A 17,639-nucleotide genomic window follows, 5' to 3' on the forward strand; every position below is an offset into this window, starting at 1 on the left:
AGCTATGAAAAAACTAGTTTTAGTACTGCTAATCCTTTTTTTGCCAATAATTTCTATTGGTCAAGAAATTAAAAAGGAAAGTGTATTTGAAGGTACATTTAACGGGAAACCAATTCAGATTTATATACAATCATTTATACAAGAATGCACAGGAGCAATATATTATAAAAGTATAGTACGTTTTCTTGATGCCGATAATGATGAAACTGTTTGGCGGAAATTTGAAGTCTTTGCCAATAACAACAACGGTTTTTTATTCGTTGATGATTACTGGAATTCAGGTAGATATACCAATTATATATTCATTGAACAAAATGGATCCCAATTTAAAGGGATTATAAAAAACGAAAAAACTTCTCAAAAAGATATTTCATTAATCCGAAATACCACTATTGATGATTTTACCAAATTAAGAGACGCCATGCAGTATTATGAAGATACTGATGATTGTTAATAAAAGCAGTTATAAATTAAAACTCAAAAACTCCAAATAATATAAAAAATGAACTTTTACAGCCTCAACAAAAAAGCCCCAAATGTTAGTTTCAAAGATGCCGTTATCAAAGGAATAGCTCCTGATCGTGGTTTATATTTTCCTGAGAAAATAACACCTTTGCCTAAAGATTTTTTTGATAACATAAGCTCGTTAAGCAATACGGAAATTGCCTATAAAGCAATACATCAATTTGTTTCTGATGATATTGATGATGACAAACTAAAAGTGATTTTAGAGGAAGTTTTAAACTTTGATTTCCCAATTGTGGATATTAATGAAAATGTTGGCACTCTAGAACTTTTTCATGGTCCTACCCTAGCGTTTAAAGATGTTGGAGCAGGATTTATGGCTCGATGTCTAGGTCATTTTTCAGAAAATAAAAAGAATGATGTTACTGTACTAGTTGCTACATCTGGTGATACTGGTGGCGCAGTAGCCAATGGTTTTTTAGGCGTAGATGGTGTTAAGGTGGTGATCCTTTACCCAAGTGGAAAAGTGAGTGATATTCAAGAAAAACAACTTACAACCTTAGGTAAAAATATTACCGCATTAGAAGTAAACGGTACTTTTGATGATTGCCAAACCATGGTTAAAACTGCGTTTTTAGATAAAGAAATCACTAATAAAAAGCAATTAACCTCTGCAAACTCCATCAATGTAGCACGTTGGTTACCGCAATTATTTTACTTTCTAATTGCCTACAAGCAAGCAAAATCAAAAGGAAAAGATATTGTATTCTCTATACCGAGTGGTAATTTTGGTAATATCTGTGCAGGTATTATGGCGCAACAACTTGGAATGCCGGTAAAACATTTTATTGCCGCCACAAATGTTAACGATGTAGTACCTCGATTCATGGAAACGAAAAGCTACGATCCAAAACCATCTATAGCAACTATTTCAAATGCAATGGATGTTGGAGACCCAAGTAATTTCATCCGAATTAGACATATGTTTAAAGATGATTTTAATACGCTTTCCACAAATTTATCTGCTTATTCGTTTACAGACGAGCAAACTAAAGAAGCTATGTTAGAACTGTATAACGATTTTTCATACGTTGCCGACCCACATGGTGCTGTCGGGTTTTTAGGACTTAAAAAGTATCAAGAAAATAATCCAAATACATATGGCATTTTCTTAGAAACAGCACACCCTGTAAAATTTTTAGATACGGTAGAAGACACCATCAAAGAGAATATAGATATTCCTGAAAAAATATTAAAGCAAATGAATAAGAAGAAAAAGTCGATCAACATTTCTACTTATGACGAGTTGAAAAACTATTTAATAAACTAAGCATACGTGCTGCTATAAAAATTAAAAAAGGGTATACCGCTACATTGGTATTACCCTTTTTTATTATCAACTAAAAAACTAATTAATGGTCAGTGTTTATTAGTATTATTTATGGTCTACAAAGAAGTCATAAACAACAACTTCGCCATAATTATTTGCATTATCTGTATCAGCACCTTCTTTCTGAGAATTACTTTGGGTATAATTGCCCACTTTAAAATAAGATTGATCATAAGTAAGATTCATTAAAACATCCGAAGATCCTTCTTTTATTAAATAAGTCGATGCGGTACCATTTTTCAATTTACTTTTTAAAGTACCATCCTCACTGTAATAACAATAGTGTTTTCCATCTACAATCTTAAAAATAACTTCATGTGTTGTGCCTAAAGTATAATTATTGGTTATGGTTAAATCACTACGTAATTTCCCTCCATTAAAACTCAGAAAAAGGTGTGTGCCTTCTAAACGTAGAACCATAGCATCATCTATTCCCGCATCTTTATCTCCATGAATTTGCGTAGCCACCACGTGATTTTTATTTATAGGTAAATGTGTAAATGCTTGTTTCACATAAATAGTATGACTCCCAGCCGTGGTCCAATAAATATCTGCATTACCATCCGCTGTTCGTTCCCTTAGCTCTGATCGTATGTAGGTAGAATTTGCTGTGGTATTATTACTACTGCGTATAGGTGCTTTAAAGACAATACCGTTCTTAGATTCATTAACAAAAAAGTATTCGTTATTCTCCTCCGGACATAAGGTCTTATCTTCTACTCCATCGGGATAAGTAATTTTCCATTGGCTACAATTCACCATTAAATCTGCGGGTTTAGAAGCTGTTCCCGCTGTTTCACCAGATGTACTCGTATCTCCTGTTGATGAAGTAGTATCCGTATTTGATGTGTCAGCTGGAATCTCCGTAGTCTCTTCCACCATTGTTGTATCATCAGCATTTATCATCTTATCTTTTGAACAACTAACACCTATAAATAGGAACAAAATGGCACCTATCATGTGCATGTTAAAGTTGTTTTTTGTAATCTGATACCTATTCATTTCAAACAAATTCATATTGGTTTACCAATTTGGTTCGCCAATTATAAGGATTTTTATTTACAGTACCTATATTTTTCCTGTTAAAATAGATGTATGTTATATTTTATTAGTTATTGTATTTAGATAATTTAAAGGAGTTCCGTAGACAATATACTTTTAAAGAATAGCGTAATTAAGATGAAATATTCTTAGGTATTTTCAATAAATTTGCAGCAAAATTATATAAAATGAAAAACACAGCTTTAACAAACGTACATGAGAAATTAGGAGCAAAATTAGTGCCCTTTGCAGGTTATAACATGCCTGTTTCCTATGAAGGAGTGAATGCAGAGCACGAAACAGTACGTAATGGCGTTGGTGTTTTTGATGTATCGCATATGGGAGAATTTTTAATTAGTGGCCCAAATGCTCTAAACTTAATTCAGAAAGTATCTTCTAATGATGCTACCAAACTTACTATTGGCAAAGCGCAATATAGTTGCATGCCTAATGAAACAGGTGGTATTGTAGATGATTTAATTATATATCAAATTAAAGACGAACAATATTTATTGGTAGTTAATGCCTCTAATATTGAAAAAGATTGGAATCATATTTCTACATACAATAAAGAGTTTAATGCAGACATGCGCGATCTTTCGGTAGACTATTCTTTATTAGCCATTCAAGGCCCGAAAGCTGTTGAGGCGATGCAATCTTTAACATCTGTAGATTTAGCCGCTATTAAATTTTATACGTTTGAGGTTGCTGATTTTGCAGGTATAGAACATGTAATTATTTCCGCGACTGGTTATACAGGCTCTGGAGGTTTTGAAATTTATTGTAAGAATTCAGAAGTAGAACAAGTTTGGAATAAAGTTTTTGAAGCAGGTAAAAGTTTTGGTATTAAACCAATTGGATTGGCGGCTAGAGATACCCTTCGTTTAGAAATGGGCTACTGCCTTTACGGAAATGATATAAATGACACCACCTCTCCTCTTGAAGCTGGATTAGGCTGGGTAACTAAGTTCACTAAAGACTTTGTAAATAGCGATAATCTTGCCAAGGAGAAAGAAACTGGATCTAAAAGAAAACTTATTGCTTTTGAATTGGATGAAAGAGGAATCCCAAGACATGATTATGATATTGTAAATGATCAGGGGGAAAAAATTGGTATTGTAACTTCAGGCACTATGTCTCCGTCAATGGGCAAAGGAATTGGTTTAGGCTACGTACCTACCGCTTTTGCAACAATAGGGTCTAAAATTTATATACAGATTAGAAAAAACGCCATTCCTGCAACGGTTGTAAAATTACCGTTTTATAAAAAATAATGATTGATTATCAAGCCATTTTAAATACTATAAATAGTCAAGCTGCTACTTCGAGTGATCGGGGTGATGTTGCTTCCTATATTCCTGAATTATCTAAAATAGATAAAAACAAATTCGGAATACACTTAATAAATGCTGAAAAACTAGAGTTTTCGTCTGGCGATTTTCAAGAAGTATTTTCAATACAAAGTATCTCAAAAGTCCTTAGCTTAAGTTTAGCATTTAGTCTAATTGGCGATGAGTTATGGTCTAGAGTAGATGTTGAACCCTCTGGGGATCCATTTAACCATTTGTCACTTTTAGAATTGGAAAATGGAATACCAAGAAATCCACTTATCAATGCAGGAGCAATAGTCGTCGCAGATGTATTACTTTCTAATCTAAAAAATCCAAAAGAAGATTTTCTAAATTATGTGCGTAAAATCACTAATGATACTAGTATTAATTTTGATTTGACTATTACTGATTCAGAAAAGAAAACAGGCTTTAGAAACATTGCAGCCGCTAATCTTTTAAAATCATACAATAACCTTCAAAATGATGTAGATACAGTTCTTGATTTTTATTTTCACCAATGTGCTATTCAAATGAATTGCCAACAACTTACAAAAGCATTTTTTATGTTTATGAATGGTGGCAAATGCATGCAAGAGCAAACTTACTTAACCACAAGTCAGATTAAAAGAATTAATGCTTTAATGCTTACTTGTGGCTTTTATGATGAAGCAGGTGAATTTGCATTTGAAGTAGGTTTGCCAGGTAAAAGTGGCGTTGGAGGTGGTATTGTTGCGTTATTACCCAATAAGTTTTGTGTAGCTACATGGTCCCCTGGACTAAATAAAAAAGGTAATTCTAAATTAGGAATGGAAGCATTAGAGAAACTAACTACTGCTACTGGCCAATCAATTTTTTAAAGTGGAGAAAAAAAAGATTCTTATTCTTGGAGCTAGCGGCTTTATAGGTAATGCAATCTATAAAGAGTTGTGCAACTATTTTAATACCTACGGCACCTATTTTACTGCACGTAAAAGTTTTGAAAAGAATAAACAATTCTTCAGCTATAATCTTGAGGAAGATGATATTTTTGAGATCTTAGAAGCCGTTAAGCCAGATTATATTATTTCCGCTTTACGTGGTAATTTTACAGCACAGGTAATAGCACATCAACATTTAGTGGAATATGTATTACACAATACTTGTAAATTGTACTTTATATCATCAGCCAATGTGTTCGACGCCTATAGTAAATACCCATCGTACGAGTATGATAAAACCTTATCAGAAAGTATTTATGGTCGCTTAAAAATAAAGATAGAGAATATGTTGCTGCGACTACCAAAAGAAAAAATGGCTATCTTAAGATTGCCGATGGTTTTCGGAAATGCATCACCTAGAATTAGAGAAATGAAAAACCATATTCTTAATAATGAACCTGTAGAAGTTTTTCCGAACTTGGTAATTAATGTAACTCATGATAGTAAACTTACACAACAGATTCATTATTTAATTAGCAAAAATAAAAGTGGTGTTTTTCATTTAGGCAGTAATGATTTGGTGCATCATGAAGAGTTTATACAAGAAATTTTAAAACGTGTAGGGAATTTTAGCCCACTTTTTAAACGTGTTTACACAACCAATGAAGAACGGTATTTAGCTGTTTTACCTAAAGAAAATCAGTTACCAAAAAACTATCAAACTAGTTACGAAGAAATAATTAATGATCATGTAATTGCTTAATTACAAGCAATTTTCACCTTTAAAATAGAATACTATGATGGCTTTAAATTTAATTGAAATAGAAAAAAAACTCGAACAACTAGACGGTTGGGAATATGTTGATGGTGCTATTGAAACCTCCTTTGAATTTGAGAATTTTAAAGAAGCTTTTTCCGTAATGACACGTATTGCTTTTGAATGCGAAGCACAAGGGCATCATCCAGATTGGACCAATGTATACAAATCGCTTCATATACGATTGAATACACATGATGCAGAAGGCGTAACAGATAAAGATTTTAAGTTAGCCCATACCATCGAAAAAATTATTGATAGCGAATAGTATCTACGCTAACTTATACTTGTTAAAAATGCAAATTGTATTAAATTTGTGCTACTAATTTTATAATCAGATTTAGAAATGGGAAGAGCTTTTGAGTTTAGAAAGGCACGTAAAATGAAAAGATGGTCCGCAATGTCTAAGGCCTTTACGCGTATAGGTAAAGATATTGTTATGGCCGTAAAAGAAGGCGGTCCTGATCCAGATTCTAATTCTAGATTACGAGCAGTAATACAAAATGCCAAGGCAGTTAACATGCCAAAGGATAACGTAGAGCGCGCTATTAAAAGAGCAAGTGACAAAAGTTTAGGCGATTTTAAAGAAGTACTTTTTGAAGGTTATGCGCCACACGGCATTGCTATTCTTGTAGAAACTGCCACCGATAATAATACGAGAACGGTTGCCAATGTTCGTAGTTACTTTAATAAATGTAATGGTAGCTTAGGCACCTCAGGTTCTGTAGAATTTATGTTTGATCATACCTGTAATTTTAGAATACCAGCAGAAGGTATTGACCCAGAAGAATTAGAGTTAGAAATGATAGATTTTGGTACTGAAGAGGTATTTGCTGATGATGACGGGATTTTAATCTACGCACCTTTTGAGAGTTTCGGAGCTATTCAAAAAGAATTAGAAGCCAGAGGAATAGAAATATTATCTTCCGGATTTGAACGTATACCGCAAGTGACCAAGGAATTAAACGAAGAACAAATTGCCGATGTTGAAAAACTTCTCGAAAAATTAGAAGAAGATGACGATGTGCAGAATGTGTACCATTCTATGCAAGAGTAAACGTTTCTACATAACAATTTAAAAAGCCTGTTGACGATTAATCAACAGGCTTTTTCAGTTATGAATTTTAGTAAAAATGTTCTTTAAGACAATTATTAAAACCTGTGCTTTATTTTTCTTGAGGCTTTTTGCTCTTAATATTGTTGATGTTCAAGGTTTTCTGTTTAATCCATGCAATGGAAATATCAAAAGGTGTGGTATCGCTAGCAAAAGCTGTACTGTGCCCTAAGGATGGGAATAAGACATATTCAAAAGGTTTTCCTTGTGCTTTGAATGCATTTAATTGTTCCATACACATCTTTACTGGAATCTGTATATCTTTTTCTCCAAAAAGCCATAGGCCTGGAATGGAAAGCGATTGTAAAGATTCTTTTGGATCCGTTGCTGCAAACTGATACCGGTCTGGATCATTTTTAACATGTTCTCGAGCATCCGATTCTGTATGGTTTACCCAAAAATTATTGTCTCCATTGGTATAAAACTGAAAACGCAGTTGTTCTAAAGTTGTAATCGTAGGGCAACTAAATAAAACCATAAAGTCAACTAGTGGATTTTTGTTTGCAGTGATTGGGATTATCCAACCTGCCTGACTAAAACCAACTAAACCGATTGCTATTTTTTTATCTTTCAAATGCATTCTAAATAAACTCACTGCAGCACTTGCATCGAGGGATAATAAATTTAAGTTAGTTTTGTCAATATTATTCGTTCCAACCGTTGGTCCAACATATACACCACCGGATGCTCCGACTCCACGTTTATCGTAAGTCAATACAGCAATACCTTCATTGGCAAGACGTTTTGCAAACTCCAATTCTCTTTTTACTGGGTCAGATCCGTGAACAACTACCACTGCTGCAAAAGGGTTTTTGGGTGTTACGATAGATCCTGCTAGGGTAACACCTTCACTTACAAAGGTTACCTCTTTAATAGTTACGTCAGATTGCGAAAACACTGTTGCTGGCACTGCAGTAATTAATAACCAAAGCAATAGGTTAGATAAAAGGTAAGTTTTCATAAAGCGCTGAATTTAAAAATAGATTTTGATTGATTTTTCTTTGGGTATTGTCTATTACTACCAGCCGTTTTTTATTTTTTCTGCTTTAATTTCATCAATAATTTCCTGTTTTCCTTTCCAGTTATTTTCGACTGTTTTTAAAAGAAATTCTGCCTTTTCTAAATGTTCTTTAGATTTTGTTTTGTCCTTATTTAGTGTTAACTCATAAAGAGACAAATAAAAATCATAATAATTGGGGTAGTATTTTAAGCCAAGCTCATAGATTTTAGTAGCATAATCTTCAAGTTCATTGTTCCAATAGCGTGATGCAATACCATTAATATCAGAAATTTCAGGTGGATAATAATAATTTCCAATTACAGAAGCAGTTTCTATTTTGTTCAACTCCTCAGATATTGAATCTGGTTTTTTCACCAGCTTATATTCCATATTCACTTTCGCAATTTCAAAGTAGCGACTTCTATAATCTTGAAATACTTTTGTCAGCAAAGTGGGTATTGCTGCAATTGGAACAGCATTATGAGCAGAATAATTAGCTTCAAAAGTATTAATCGAATTATAAAATGATGGAAATTGATTTTTTAATTTATCGTATTTCTTTCTATGAACATCATCTTTATGGATACTGCCTATAGCGATTGAAATTTTTGATTTATCGATTGTATCCGTTTGTTCAAATCCTTCAACCAGCATTTGCATTTCGTCAAATGGCGAATTTGCAATTACAGAGGTGTAATAGTCTGGATGATTGTAAAATGAATAGAGCGAAAATGATGCTGAAAAAGAGTGCCCAATAATTATTTTAAAATCACTGAGGTTGTACGTCTTTAATTCTTTGTCTAGTTCTTCGGTTATAAATTTATCTAATGGTAATTTAGTCTTTAAGTCCACAATGGCACATTCCTTAACTCTATCTTTTAATGGAATTACAACAATTACTGCACTTGGAACTTCTTTTGTGAAGCGTAAATACTGAATGTCAGAAATGGTTGGATTAACAAACCATTCATTTTGTCCATCCAGCAAATAGATTACAGGAATTTTCACTAATTCCGATTTGTATTTGTAAAATTCTGGTTTATGAATGTAGACAGTTCTTTCTCCTTGGAATGCTTTTGAGTAAAAAGTAAGTGTATCTATTTCTTGACCATAGGTTATGGTAGAAATTATAATTAACATTAAAAAACTTGTAATCTTCATTAACGAGTTTATTTAAATAGATGGTAAAAGTTGGACTAAATGAAACGCTTTGAATAGGAAACCATTTTGTTTTGTTACTGTTTTTTTCACTAGAGCGAACCCAATGCTTGGAGACTATCTACTTTTCTGACATATAAATATAAATAAACTATTGACTATAAACCTTAAGTTTATTTTATATTACTTAAAAGTATTGCTGTAAACAGTATATATTATTCCACTTTTACAAATCCCAAAATATTGTCAATTAAAGGACTTTTTGCGTGTACTATATACCCGTCAGAATCCGTACTAATTATTTCTACGTTTATTTTCTGCCCAATCATATGACTAGTGCCTTCAGGATAATTTAATATTTTTGTGTACGTCATTATGTATTTACAATCCGACTCCCATTTAATTGATGAATAGATTTCAACTTTTGTAATTGGATTTATTTCAATTTGAGTTGAGTCAGTCCGAATAACTAATTCCGGCCTATTCTCTAGTTCATAATTAAACTTTCCCGTCCTATAATTCAAACATTTTTTTTCTTGAGCTTTACTGCTAAAGAAACTAATAATCAACACTAAATAAATCAAATTTTTCATATAGTTAAAATAATCTTGCAAATGCCTATAAGCATGCAAATTATAAAATTTGAAAACTTCCCATAAGAGTAAAAACCGCAGTATTAACTATAACTTTAGTAATTTTTTATATACATTTCTTGTGGTAGTTTTTCTTTATATCCATTAGGTAATGGTATATCATAAACTTTTTTCATGTAGGCCAAAGGTGGTAACCCAACTGAATTTCTTAAACTATCTACTTTAGTTACATTCTCAACAGGAAATTGGTCATAATTATGCCAATATGTGCCATATATCTGAACTCTTTTTCCTTCACTAATAGATTTTTCATCATCAAATCTGGCCCAATAACTTTTCCTTAATTCTCCTTTCTCAATTTTATCATTAATCAATGGTCTAAAGTAATTCCAAACATAATTATCGTCTCTATGAGTCCCTCTTTGATGCCATAATAAAAGCCATTGTTTATCAAACCAACCATATTGTTTATTTATCGCTATGAGTCTTTCTATATTTAGACTATCAATTTTGTGCATTTTTTTCTTACTACTACCATCAGTTCTTACTTTTTGGTCTTTTTCAGCTAATAATTCAATTTCCTTATATATTTCTGGATATTTAAGATTATTAATATAGTCTGATTTAAAATTGGCATAATCTGCTTTTATATCTGAAAACAATCTATTTTGTCTAAAAGAATTAAATTCTTTAAAGCTATCAAAATAAATCTCAGATGCATTTGTTTTTCGGATAGCAGTAATTATCAAGTTTTTTGCAATTTCATCCAATTTTAAATTTAAAGCTGCTGCAGCGGCATAAAAATAATCCGTTGCGTTTTCGTCGTCTTTAATTTTAAATGCTGCCTGAAAATTAGACAATGAATTTTCAAAATCCATATCTTTAAAATGAAGCATTCCACTCCAAATTAATTCGTCATATTTTTCTAGATCAGTTTTACCTTGAAATTCAATTATGCTTTGTTTTTTCTGACTTGTATAACCAATGGTTAGAAAAATCAGTAGTGATAAAATTGTTTTCATAAGTTGCTCAAATTAATTTCACCTTAATAACTAAGCCCATTTCATTGACAAGGGAAAATTTTATTTCGTTCTACATACGTAGCAAAAACTTTTTACTTCGTTTTACTATTTCCTTTTCAATGCTATTGCAATTAGTTTTAGCGATTTTATAAATATACACAGACCTTTTAATTTTGCTCTAAGGTAATTCTTGATTGTAGATATTGATATAAAGCATTATATTTTCATTGCCGCCATTTGTTTATTTAAGAACTCTTGAATTTCTTGGTTATGTTTAGTTTTTGCAGTTCCACTAAATCTTCCATTTTTTTCCATTTCCATTATTTCATCTTCCTTTTTTGGAAAAGGAAAACGACCAGCCCAGCTAGTGTATATTTGATAATTGTTTAAAAGTTCAATTTCTTTTTCAGACAACTCTATTTTGTAATGATTTACTATATCCATATAACCATGACCATCAGCATTTTTTGATTTCCATTGATTCATAAATTCTTTAAATGTGCAAATTCGTCCACTCAGAATATTGTCCTTTTCCTCAAATAAAGCCCTAGCTTTTAGTATTAATTCCAAACTAACTGCATACATAAGCATACTACCTCTAAACAAGCCAAGTGCATGAATTCGTTCATTTTGATCCCTAATTTGCATAATCTCTTTTCCTTTTTCAAACGAATCATCAGCAGCAAGTTTTAGACTTAAAGCGTGTTCTTCATAGATTGACCATTTTAGTGAAGACCTTATTTCGTTATATTTTTTGATGCTCAATATTTTCTAAATTTTGGAAATCGATTTTAATACTTTACAATATAAAATATACCTAAGAATAACTCTTCTCAGGAATTTTACCTACTACACCTTTAAAGAATGCTTTGTACAATGCAAAATCGGCATCTTTATCGTCGGTAGTGAAATGGGGCTCGGACATTTTTACTTGCTTACGGCCAAAATCAAACGCAACCATAACAATAGGCACCTTTGCTGACTTAGCAATATAATAAAAGCCCGTTTTCCATTCGTCTACCTTTTTTCGTGTACCTTCTGGAGACAAGGCTAACCTAAATTTATCTTTGGTCTTAAATATGGCTGCAATGGCAGCTACGGTATCACTATTTTTATTTCGGACAATAGGTGCACCACCTACCCAACGCAAATACCAGCCTAATGGTGGTTTAAACAGACTTTCTTTGCCTATAAAATTTATTTCTTCTTGCCATACCGCACGAATTAATATGCCCAAGAAAAAATCGGCATAACTGGTATGCGGCACCACAATAAATACGCATTTATCTACTTTTGGGAATTCTCCAACGAGTTTCCAACCCATAATTTTAAAATAAATAAACTTTGCTATGGATTGAATCATGTTCTCTTTTTTGGGGTTTTGATTTTGGAATTCATTTTTATTAAAATGTTTCAAGTTTAAGATTTTAAGTTTTTCAATGATAGAGGTTTACATTGAGTCCTTACTCTTGAATAAATATTTATTTCTCACTCAATACTTTTTACTCAATACTATTTACTCAATACTCAATACTCAATACTGAAAATTATATTTTCCTAAACAACGCCAATAATCTATCATATGTCATAATTTCTTGCCAATTTGCGCCTAAGGCATTTTCCCACAAAGGAACTAATCCAAAGGAAACGTTAATCATCAAATCAAATTGTTCATCACTTAAATTAGCACAAATGCCGGTAGGAAGCTGAATTTGATGTTTTTTTTGCATCTGTTTAAATACTTTTACTCCATCAGGATAAAACTCTTCAAGATGCTGAAAAACCAAGCAATTGCCTATGCCATGTTTTACACCTAACAAATAGGATAATCCATAACTCATAGCATGCGCCACACCTACTTGCGAATATGCTATACTCATGCCTCCGTGCCACGAAGCCATCATTAATTTATCTCTTGATTCTGCCATTGAAATATCATTTAAATATACCTCATGACATAATTCAAGCGCCTTCTCACCATAGCTTTGGCTAAAGGCATTTAAGAAGGTGCCGTTTAACGATTCTATACAATGTATATAACAATCCATTCCCGTATAAAACCATTGCTCTTTTGGCACACCCAGAGTTAAATCTGGATCAAGAACTACCTGATCAAATGGCGTAAAATCTGAATTTATCCCTAACTTTTTTTCCGGCCCCATAAGCACAGTCGTTCTAGAAACTTCAGCACCTGTGCCGCTAATAGTTGGAATACCAACATGATAAATAGCTGGTTTTTTCACCAAATCCCAACCTTGATATTCTGAGGAACTGCCGGAATTCGTAAGCATTATAGCAACTGCCTTTGCTAAATCTAATAATGTGCCACCACCAATACCAATGATACCAGAAGGCAATTCATTATACGTTTCCTTTATTAATTTCACCAATGCATCAACCTGCTGGGTTTTTGGTTCCTCATCGGCAGAAATAAAAACTATTTGGTCATTAAATAATAACGGAATTTCAGTCACTAATGCTTTTCCTTCAAAAACAGCATCAATAAGAAAGATGAAAGGCGCTTCGGAGTTTTTGCGTTTAGGCATGATAATTTCACCCAATTGTGCGAAACTACCATTACCAAAAATAACTCTTGGTACCATTGGAAAATTCCTATATTTCATTAATTATAATTTATATGAATTTAAATATTCTTGAAATTTTTCGAAAAAGCAACCTAAATGATAGCCATCTACTAATGCATGATTCACGCTTACGGCAACAGACATTTCATAAACACCATTAACAGCTACTGCTTTACCAAACGCCAGCTTTGGCACAGATTCTTTTTCTCCTTTAACAGGTTCTTTATGACCCGTAATAGCAATCCAAGGCATTGCAGAACAGTAAATACAATCTAACGAGTTTACTGGCGGGAACAACGAACTACTATTAAATATACGCTCTTTTTCTTTAGCTATATTTACCACAAAATCCTGTAAATTGGGATTATAATGTATAAAAGAAAAGCCAAAAGTTTTATTGGGTCTTAGTATTGTTGGAGATGCATGAATTATATCATAACACACTACTTTTTCATCTACAATACGATACCTAAAATTTTCCACACTATTGATTGCCTGCATACATGCATGAAGGTAAACGGCAAAGAAAGATATTTTTTTCTCCGATGCATATGACTTAGCCTGGGTAACATCTAATTTAGACGTTACCGAAAAATAAGGATCAGAAAAGGTGTTGAAAAATTCAAAATGCTCCTTTCTGTCCCAAGTATCTAAATTTAATACTTTCATAGGCTATAAAAACTTCAATAACTCTTTTAACTCACTAATGGTCTTGTATTCCTTACCGTTGGTTTCATTTTCGTTAGCTTCTTCATGCTGCCATGTGGTATGAAAAGGTACGTGTATAGCCTTAGCTCCGATATTGATTAAAGGCAACACATCTGATTTAAGAGAATTTCCCACCATTAAAAATTCATCTACTTTTATTTCTAGATGGTCTAATAGGTTTTGATAATTCTGTTCTTTTTTATCACTCAACACTTCTACATGATGAAAATAGTGCAACAAATTAGACCTTTTTAATTTTCTCTCTTGATCCAATAAATCACCTTTTGTAAGCACTATAAGTCTGTACTTTTTAGAAAGCTCTTTCAGCACCTCTTCTACTCCATCAAGTAATTCTACAGGGTGAGAAATCATTTCTTTTCCAATGTCTAAAATCTTATTTAAAGTCTCATGAGATACCTTATTATTAGATAATTCTAAAGCAGACTCAATCATAGACAATACAAAGCCTTTAATACCATAACCATAAAGTTCAAGGTTCTTTATCTCCATTTTAAAGAGTTCTTGATCTATGGTGTTTTTTGTTTCGTAGGCATCTAATAAGCTAGCAAATTTCTCTTCTGCTTCCCTAAAATAAGTTTCATTTACCCATAGCGTATCATCGGCATCAAAACCAATCACTGTAATATTCTTCAAATCTATTTCCATGCCTTTTTAGCTCTTTCTAAATCTTCTGGAGTATCAATTTCAATTCCAAGAACGGAAGTTTCTACCATTTTTAATTTCTTTCCGTATTCTAAATAACGGATCGCTTCAATTTTTTCGGTTGCCTCTAACTGCAACATAGGCAAGCGTTGAAAATCCATCAATGCTCTTTTTCTAAAAGCATATATTCCTTTGTGCTTGTAGTAGATACTTTCTACATCTTTAGCTCTTGGATAAGGAATTGGCGAGCGTGAAAAATACAATGCAAAATTGTTATTATCTACAATAACCTTAACGGTATTGGGATTGCTTATTTCGTCCCAATCGGTTATTTTAACCATTAACGAAGCAAGGTCTATTTCTTTATTTGGATCATTATCAAAAACTTCCAAAACACTAGCTAAACTCTCTTTTTCAGTAAATGGTTCATCACCTTGAACGTTAACAATAATATCAACATCCATATGTTCAATAGCCTCAGCAATACGATCACTACCGCACTCGTGTTCCTTAATACTCATGATCGCTTTTCCTCCCGCAGCTTCAATTACATTGAAAATGATATCACTATCTGTAACCACAAAAACATCATCAAATAACTGAGTGTTTACTGTAGCTTCGTAAGTTCTAAGGATAACCGGTTTACCTTGTAAATCTTGCATTAACTTAGCAGGAAAACGTGATGCAGCATAGCGTGCTGGTATCATTGCAATTCTCTTCATTAGTCTTTTTTATGAATTTTGTATTAGGCTTTTCTTGGTCGTACTTTTCTGTAAATCCAAAAAACAAATGCCAGAATAATAACTACCAAAATACCAGCAAATATAGGTGCAAAAATAGAAGCTGTAGTAACCACCATAGCTGTTCCGGTTTCCACCGTTGAAACTATTGGATTAGCAAGCCCTCCTGTGGATGCGGTTGATGCCAATCTACTTGTAGCGGATGCCCCTTTAATAGCAGTTGCAGTACCCCCGCCTGCAATAATTGCGAGCGACCAAGTAACAACAGGATCTAAATTTGCAATTGTCGAGACCATTACAGCAGTACCCGCAATGGCTGCCAATGGTACCGCAAAAGAATCTAAAACATTATCTACCCAAGGAATAAAATAGGCAAAGGTTTCAATCAGCATGGCTACTCCAAGAGTTATTACCGCCGCTAGGCTTCCAATCCATTGCCAACTTTCGTTCAAATCCCATTTACCAAAGTAAGCAGCCAAACTAAGGGCAAATAAAGGCATAAAAACCCTAAACCCTACAGATGCGGCGAGTCCTATTCCTAGAAATATACTGATGATTGTTTCTGTTGTCATTCTTAAATTTTACTCAACTAAAATAGTATTTTATGATTCAAGAAAAAAATCGTTCTTAAATCCTATTAAATATAATTTACTCTTTGCTCTAGTTAAAGCAGTATAAAGCCATCTCATATTTTCTTTATCCAAACCATTTGGCATATAAGGTTGCTCTATAAAAACTGTATTCCACTGCCCTCCTTGAGATTTGTGGCAGGTAATAGCATATGAAAATTTCACCTGCAATGCATTAAAAAATGGATTGTTTTTTACGGCTAAAAACTTCTTGTATTTAGACGTTTCATTTTCATAATCCAACATCACCTCTTGATACAATCTATTACCATCTTCATAAGGTAACGATGGTGCTTCAGCTGATATAGTATCTAATAGCAAAACAGTATCAAACGGTGCTTGATTTGGATAATCGACCATTTTTACGCTGACCTCTGCAAATTTGAAAGTATACAACTCTTTAATTGAAAATATTTCCAAAACTTCAATAATATCACCATTTGCAATAAAACCTGCTTCGGAATTTGGTTTTAACCAAAAATAATTATTCTTAACAACCATCATATAATCCCCTACTGAAATCTCGTTTTCTAAATAGAGAATTCGCTGACGAATGTTTTCATTATATAAATTTGCCCGTTTATTAGAACGCACAATAAACGCCGTTTCCTCTTTGCCATTTACGGCATAGGAGTCCTCTATTGCCTCAAGAATTTCATTACCTTCTACCAAACGAACAATGTCTTTAAATGGAGCTACATCAAATTTAAAATCGTCATAAAACTCACTTTGCAATTGCTCACGCAGGTTAGTTGCATTATATAATATGCCCGAATCTTCTGCTTGACGAACAACTTCATCTAACTCCAAAACGGTAACCTCCTTATTGTAATTAAGGCCTATTTTATTAGCATCAAGCGCAGGGCTCAAGTCTAATCGCACAGGTGGTAATTGGGCGGTATCGCCAATTAATATTATTTTACAACCATGTCCGGAATACACAAACTGAATTAAATTATCTAATAAAGAACCATTTTCAAACAATTTAGAATCCGCTGGAGTATCGGGTATCATAGATGCTTCATCTACAATAAACACCGTGTTTCTATGCTTATTAGGAGCTAAAACAAACTGCACGCCGCCGCCCCGCTGTTTTTTGGGAAAATATATTTTTCTATGAATAGTAAATGCCTGTGTATTGGAATAATTAGACATCACTTTAGCAGCTCTGCCGGTTGGCGCCATTAAAACCGTTTTCATATTGGTTTGCCATAAATTAGTAACAATAGTTCCAACAATAGTAGTTTTACCTGTTCCCGCAAATCCTTTTAATAAAAAAACAGATTCCTTTTCTTTGGATAATATATAAGTAGCCAAGTTTTCTAATGCCGTGCTTTGCTTAACGGTAGGTTGATGGGGAAATTTTTCTTTTAAGATGTTATAAAAAGAAGCAGAATCTATAGCTTTCATATAAGCTCAAAGATAATGATGATTTTTAAGCCCAAATACTTTTGTGATTAAAAAAA

Annotated in this window: 20 protein-coding genes; 7 read left to right on the forward strand and 13 right to left on the reverse strand. The window is 33.0% G+C overall.

Translation table 11 applies throughout. The features are described 5' to 3' along the window. The first annotated feature begins 4 nt into the window (after positions 1–4). The gene (locus tag B8963_RS08905) at positions 5–454 is read left to right on the forward strand and encodes a hypothetical protein (RefSeq protein ID WP_084061158.1); all 450 of its coding nucleotides are present in this window, start codon (positions 5–7) and stop codon (positions 452–454) included. 48 nt (positions 455–502) lie between these two features. Beyond that, positions 503–1,795, forward strand: coding sequence for a threonine synthase (thrC, locus tag B8963_RS08910; RefSeq protein WP_084061159.1), 1,293 nt, complete (start codon positions 503–505; stop codon positions 1,793–1,795). A 105-nt stretch (positions 1,796–1,900) separates the two neighbouring features. On the opposite strand, the gene B8963_RS08915 is transcribed toward thrC, so the two are convergent. Then, positions 1,901–2,872 (reverse strand): polysaccharide lyase family 7 protein, encoded by a 972-nt coding sequence (locus B8963_RS08915; protein ID WP_084061160.1) that lies wholly within the window; start codon positions 2,870–2,872, stop codon positions 1,901–1,903. A gap of 212 nt (positions 2,873–3,084) precedes the next feature. Here B8963_RS08915 and gcvT point away from each other — a divergent pair, with 212 nt between their 5' ends. From gcvT to B8963_RS08940, 5 genes are all read left to right on the forward strand, one after another. Next, entirely contained in the window at positions 3,085–4,170 is a 1,086-nt protein-coding gene (gene gcvT, locus B8963_RS08920; RefSeq protein WP_084061161.1) for a glycine cleavage system aminomethyltransferase GcvT, read from the forward strand. After that, positions 4,170–5,084 (forward strand): glutaminase, encoded by a 915-nt coding sequence (locus B8963_RS08925; RefSeq protein ID WP_084061162.1) that lies wholly within the window; start codon positions 4,170–4,172, stop codon positions 5,082–5,084. Before gcvT ends, B8963_RS08925 begins: the two co-directional genes overlap by 1 nt. A 1-nt stretch (position 5,085) precedes the next feature. Next, positions 5,086–5,907: a sugar nucleotide-binding protein gene (locus tag B8963_RS08930; RefSeq protein ID WP_084061163.1), complete on the forward strand. Its 822-nt coding sequence runs from the start codon at positions 5,086–5,088 to the stop codon at positions 5,905–5,907. A 34-nt stretch (positions 5,908–5,941) separates the two neighbouring features. Continuing rightward, on the forward strand, positions 5,942–6,229 hold the full coding sequence (locus tag B8963_RS08935) for a 4a-hydroxytetrahydrobiopterin dehydratase (RefSeq protein WP_084061164.1): 288 nt from the start codon (positions 5,942–5,944) through the stop codon (positions 6,227–6,229). Between the two features lie 78 nt (positions 6,230–6,307). Continuing rightward, positions 6,308–7,018 (forward strand): YebC/PmpR family DNA-binding transcriptional regulator, encoded by a 711-nt coding sequence (locus B8963_RS08940; protein ID WP_084061165.1) that lies wholly within the window; start codon positions 6,308–6,310, stop codon positions 7,016–7,018. A 109-nt stretch (positions 7,019–7,127) separates the two neighbouring features. On the opposite strand, the gene B8963_RS08945 is transcribed toward B8963_RS08940, so the two are convergent. The 12 genes from B8963_RS08945 to B8963_RS09000 all read right to left on the reverse strand — a co-directional run bounded on the left by B8963_RS08945 (position 7,128) and on the right by B8963_RS09000 (position 17,583). Next, entirely contained in the window at positions 7,128–8,036 is a 909-nt protein-coding gene (locus B8963_RS08945; protein ID WP_084061166.1) for an alpha/beta hydrolase family protein, read from the reverse strand. 57 nt (positions 8,037–8,093) lie between these two features. Then, complete coding sequence (locus B8963_RS08950) at positions 8,094–9,236, reverse strand: alpha/beta hydrolase-fold protein (RefSeq protein ID WP_084061167.1); 1,143 nt, start codon at positions 9,234–9,236, stop codon at positions 8,094–8,096. Positions 9,237–9,448: 212 nt separating this feature from the next. Continuing rightward, positions 9,449–9,757, reverse strand: coding sequence for a hypothetical protein (locus B8963_RS08955; RefSeq protein ID WP_143312499.1), 309 nt, complete (start codon positions 9,755–9,757; stop codon positions 9,449–9,451). 164 nt (positions 9,758–9,921) lie between these two features. Continuing rightward, positions 9,922–10,848 (reverse strand): hypothetical protein, encoded by a 927-nt coding sequence (locus B8963_RS08960; RefSeq protein WP_084061169.1) that lies wholly within the window; start codon positions 10,846–10,848, stop codon positions 9,922–9,924. 216 nt (positions 10,849–11,064) lie between these two features. Beyond that, complete coding sequence (locus tag B8963_RS08965) at positions 11,065–11,613, reverse strand: hypothetical protein (RefSeq protein WP_084061170.1); 549 nt, start codon at positions 11,611–11,613, stop codon at positions 11,065–11,067. Positions 11,614–11,665: 52 nt separating this feature from the next. Then, entirely contained in the window at positions 11,666–12,208 is a 543-nt protein-coding gene (locus B8963_RS08970; protein WP_143312503.1) for a 1-acyl-sn-glycerol-3-phosphate acyltransferase, read from the reverse strand. A 187-nt stretch (positions 12,209–12,395) separates the two neighbouring features. After that, positions 12,396–13,472: an iron-containing alcohol dehydrogenase family protein gene (locus tag B8963_RS08975; RefSeq protein WP_084061171.1), complete on the reverse strand. Its 1,077-nt coding sequence runs from the start codon at positions 13,470–13,472 to the stop codon at positions 12,396–12,398. 3 nt (positions 13,473–13,475) lie between these two features. Next, on the reverse strand, positions 13,476–14,102 hold the full coding sequence (locus B8963_RS08980; protein WP_084061172.1) for a CatA-like O-acetyltransferase: 627 nt from the start codon (positions 14,100–14,102) through the stop codon (positions 13,476–13,478). 3 nt (positions 14,103–14,105) lie between these two features. Further along, on the reverse strand, positions 14,106–14,807 hold the full coding sequence (locus B8963_RS08985) for an HAD family hydrolase (RefSeq protein ID WP_084061173.1): 702 nt from the start codon (positions 14,805–14,807) through the stop codon (positions 14,106–14,108). Beyond that, a complete protein-coding gene (gene kdsB, locus B8963_RS08990) occupies positions 14,798–15,526 on the reverse strand; it encodes a 3-deoxy-manno-octulosonate cytidylyltransferase (RefSeq protein WP_084061174.1) in 729 nt (242 codons plus the stop codon). The genes B8963_RS08985 and kdsB overlap by 10 nt, the downstream gene beginning before the upstream one ends. A gap of 23 nt (positions 15,527–15,549) precedes the next feature. Then, positions 15,550–16,116, reverse strand: a complete 567-nt coding sequence (locus B8963_RS08995; protein WP_084061175.1) for a DUF4126 domain-containing protein — start codon at positions 16,114–16,116, stop codon at positions 15,550–15,552. A gap of 30 nt (positions 16,117–16,146) precedes the next feature. Beyond that, positions 16,147–17,583: an ATP-dependent DNA helicase gene (locus tag B8963_RS09000; protein WP_084061176.1), complete on the reverse strand. Its 1,437-nt coding sequence runs from the start codon at positions 17,581–17,583 to the stop codon at positions 16,147–16,149. Between the last annotated feature and the right edge of the window lie 56 nt (positions 17,584–17,639).

The organism is Cellulophaga tyrosinoxydans (assembly GCF_900176415.1).
Taxonomy (GTDB): Bacteria; Bacteroidota; Bacteroidia; order Flavobacteriales; family Flavobacteriaceae; genus Cellulophaga; species Cellulophaga tyrosinoxydans.

Bases quoted from the DNA above. Each gene is read 5' to 3' on its own strand.
- B8963_RS08905 (WP_084061158.1), top strand. From the start codon at position 5: ATGAAAAAACTAGTTTTAGTACTGCTAATCCTTTTTTTGCCAATAATT.
- thrC (WP_084061159.1), top strand. From the start codon at position 503: ATGAACTTTTACAGCCTCAACAAAAAAGCCCCAAATGTTAGTTTCAAA.
- B8963_RS08915 (WP_084061160.1), bottom strand. From the start codon at position 2,872: ATGAATTTGTTTGAAATGAATAGGTATCAGATTACAAAAAACAACTTT.
- gcvT (WP_084061161.1), top strand. From the start codon at position 3,085: ATGAAAAACACAGCTTTAACAAACGTACATGAGAAATTAGGAGCAAAA.
- B8963_RS08925 (WP_084061162.1), top strand. From the start codon at position 4,170: ATGATTGATTATCAAGCCATTTTAAATACTATAAATAGTCAAGCTGCT.
- B8963_RS08935 (WP_084061164.1), top strand. From the start codon at position 5,942: ATGATGGCTTTAAATTTAATTGAAATAGAAAAAAAACTCGAACAACTA.
- B8963_RS08940 (WP_084061165.1), top strand. From the start codon at position 6,308: ATGGGAAGAGCTTTTGAGTTTAGAAAGGCACGTAAAATGAAAAGATGG.
- B8963_RS08945 (WP_084061166.1), bottom strand. From the start codon at position 8,036: ATGAAAACTTACCTTTTATCTAACCTATTGCTTTGGTTATTAATTACT.
- B8963_RS08950 (WP_084061167.1), bottom strand. From the start codon at position 9,236: ATGAAGATTACAAGTTTTTTAATGTTAATTATAATTTCTACCATAACC.
- B8963_RS08960 (WP_084061169.1), bottom strand. From the start codon at position 10,848: ATGAAAACAATTTTATCACTACTGATTTTTCTAACCATTGGTTATACA.
- B8963_RS08975 (WP_084061171.1), bottom strand. From the start codon at position 13,472: ATGAAATATAGGAATTTTCCAATGGTACCAAGAGTTATTTTTGGTAAT.
- B8963_RS08980 (WP_084061172.1), bottom strand. From the start codon at position 14,102: ATGAAAGTATTAAATTTAGATACTTGGGACAGAAAGGAGCATTTTGAA.
- B8963_RS08985 (WP_084061173.1), bottom strand. From the start codon at position 14,807: ATGGAAATAGATTTGAAGAATATTACAGTGATTGGTTTTGATGCCGAT.
- kdsB (WP_084061174.1), bottom strand. From the start codon at position 15,526: ATGAAGAGAATTGCAATGATACCAGCACGCTATGCTGCATCACGTTTT.
- B8963_RS08995 (WP_084061175.1), bottom strand. From the start codon at position 16,116: ATGACAACAGAAACAATCATCAGTATATTTCTAGGAATAGGACTCGCC.
- B8963_RS09000 (WP_084061176.1), bottom strand. From the start codon at position 17,583: ATGAAAGCTATAGATTCTGCTTCTTTTTATAACATCTTAAAAGAAAAA.